Here is a 1,824-nt window from a genome sequence, read left to right as displayed (position 1 = left end):
TCGGCGGCGGGATCGCCCTGGTCTCGATCATGTTGCCGGGCGCGCTTCCCGCGCTGGGCTGAGCGGCCCGGCGCGATCCGCATGGAGGAGGCGGTCGTCGTCGAACGGGTCATCGGGCGCTGCGGGGAGCTGGTGCTCCGCCGGGTCGGGCGCGACCACGAGATCGTGGCGAACGGGGTGTTCCTGATGGACACCCGCGGCGGCGCCTCGGAGCGGCTGCTGGCCACCGCGACCGCGGACCGGATGCCCGCGCCCGGACGTCTGGTCGTCGGCGGGCTGGGGGTCGGGTTCACCCTCGCCGCGGCGCTGGCGCACCCGTCGGTCGGCGCGGTGGAGGTGATCGAGCGGGAGCCGGACGTGCTGCGCTGGAACTCCGGACCGCTCGCCGACGGGAACGGGCACGCCGTCGACGACCCGCGGGTGCGCACGCACGTCGCCGACCTGGCCGAGTGGCTGGGCTCCGCCGCACCGGGCAGCGCCGACGGCCTGTGCCTGGACACCGACAACGGCCCGGACTGGCTCGTCGACCCGGGCAACGCGGGCCTCTACGACGACGCCGGGCTGGCCGCGGCGCGGCGCGTCCTGGCACCGGGCGGGGTGCTCGCACTCTGGTGTGCCGCACCGGCTCCCGACCTCGCCGAGCGCCTCGGCCGGCACTTCGGGGACGTCGAGACGCTGGAGGTGCCGGTCGGACGCGGGGACCCCGACGTCGTGCTGCTGGCGCGGCGGGCCCGGGACTGAGCGCAGCCGCGCGGGCCGCCGGATCCGTCCGGGTCGGGTGCCTCGGGGCCCTTGGTGGCGGCTCATCGGGCCCACAGGTCCGGCCGGTACCGTCGTGCACCGTGACGCCCCTCGCCACTCAGACGCTCGCGCTCGGTCCGGACTGGCTCGACCCGACCGTCATCATCGACTGGCTGGGCCCCTGGGCTCTGGTCGGGCTCGCGGCGATCATCTTCGCCGAGTGCGGCCTGCTGCTGGGCTTCTTCCTGCCCGGGGACTCGCTGCTGTTCACCGGCGGCCTGTTCGTCGCCCAGGGCACGATCGACGTCCCGTTGTGGCTGGTCTGCCTGGTCCTGGTGGTGTCGGCGTTCGCCGGCAACGTCGTCGGCTACGCGATCGGCTACAAGGCGGGTCCGGCGATCTTCGACAAACCGAAGTCGAAGCTGTTCAACCCCAAGTACGTCACGAAGACGCAGGAGTTCTTCGACAAGTACGGCAACCGGGCGATCGTGCTGGGCCGGTTCGTGCCGGTTGTGCGCACGTTCATCACGGTCAGCGCGGGCGTGGCGCGGATGGACCCGAAGCGGTACCTGACGTACTCGCTGATCGGCGGCGTCGCGTGGGCGGCCGGGGTGACGGTGCTGGGCTACTTCCTGGGCCAGTTCCAGTTCGTCCGCGACAACATCGACCTGATCCTGATCCTGGTCGTGCTCGTCTCGATCCTGCCGATCATCGTCGAGGTGCTGCGGGCGCGGTCGAAGAACAAGAAGGCGGCGGCCGCCACTCCCGGCGCACCCGCCGCCTCCACCGGCGGCGCGCCGTCCGATCTCACCCAGCCGATCCGGCTGCCCCGCGATACCGGGGCACCGCAGGGGTCCGGCTGGGACGGCCACACCGGAACGGCGGCAGGCCCGGGGGCCGGCCCGAACGGGCACCCGACGTCGGGCTCCGCGGACAACACCGCGACCACCTGGATCACCCCCGTCGGCCCGCAGGACCGGCCGCCGAACGGCGTCCCGGGACGCGGCGCCGAGGCTGCCGGCGGACAGGGCGGACAGGCCGGGCAGACCGGGTACGGCGGGACGGCCCACCGGGTCCCCGTCA

Annotated in this window: 1 protein-coding gene and 1 pseudogene; both read left to right on the top strand. The window is 74.0% G+C overall.

Annotated features, from left to right (window positions below):
- Positions 1-81: 81 nt before the first annotated feature.
- The gene (locus tag I4I78_RS32210; RefSeq protein ID WP_218615284.1) at positions 82-741 is read left to right on the top strand and encodes a spermidine synthase; all 660 of its coding nucleotides are present in this window, start codon (positions 82-84) and stop codon (positions 739-741) included.
- Between the two features lie 101 nt (positions 742-842).
- Positions 843-1,499 (top strand): annotated as a pseudogene (locus tag I4I78_RS33210) (DedA family protein); the annotation flags it as partial.
- Positions 1,500-1,824 lie beyond the last annotated feature (325 nt).

This window comes from Pseudonocardia sp. KRD291 (assembly GCF_019263595.1).
In the GTDB taxonomy this organism is placed as follows: domain Bacteria; phylum Actinomycetota; class Actinomycetes; order Mycobacteriales; family Pseudonocardiaceae; genus Pseudonocardia.
The sequence above is the reverse complement of the archived record's forward strand: the minus strand, read 5'-3'. Positions and strand labels throughout refer to the sequence as shown.

Excerpts from the sequence above, each read along its gene's own strand:
- I4I78_RS32210 (WP_218615284.1), top strand. The coding sequence starts at position 82 with ATGGAGGAGGCGGTCGTCGTCGAACGGGTCATCGGGCGCTGCGGGGAG.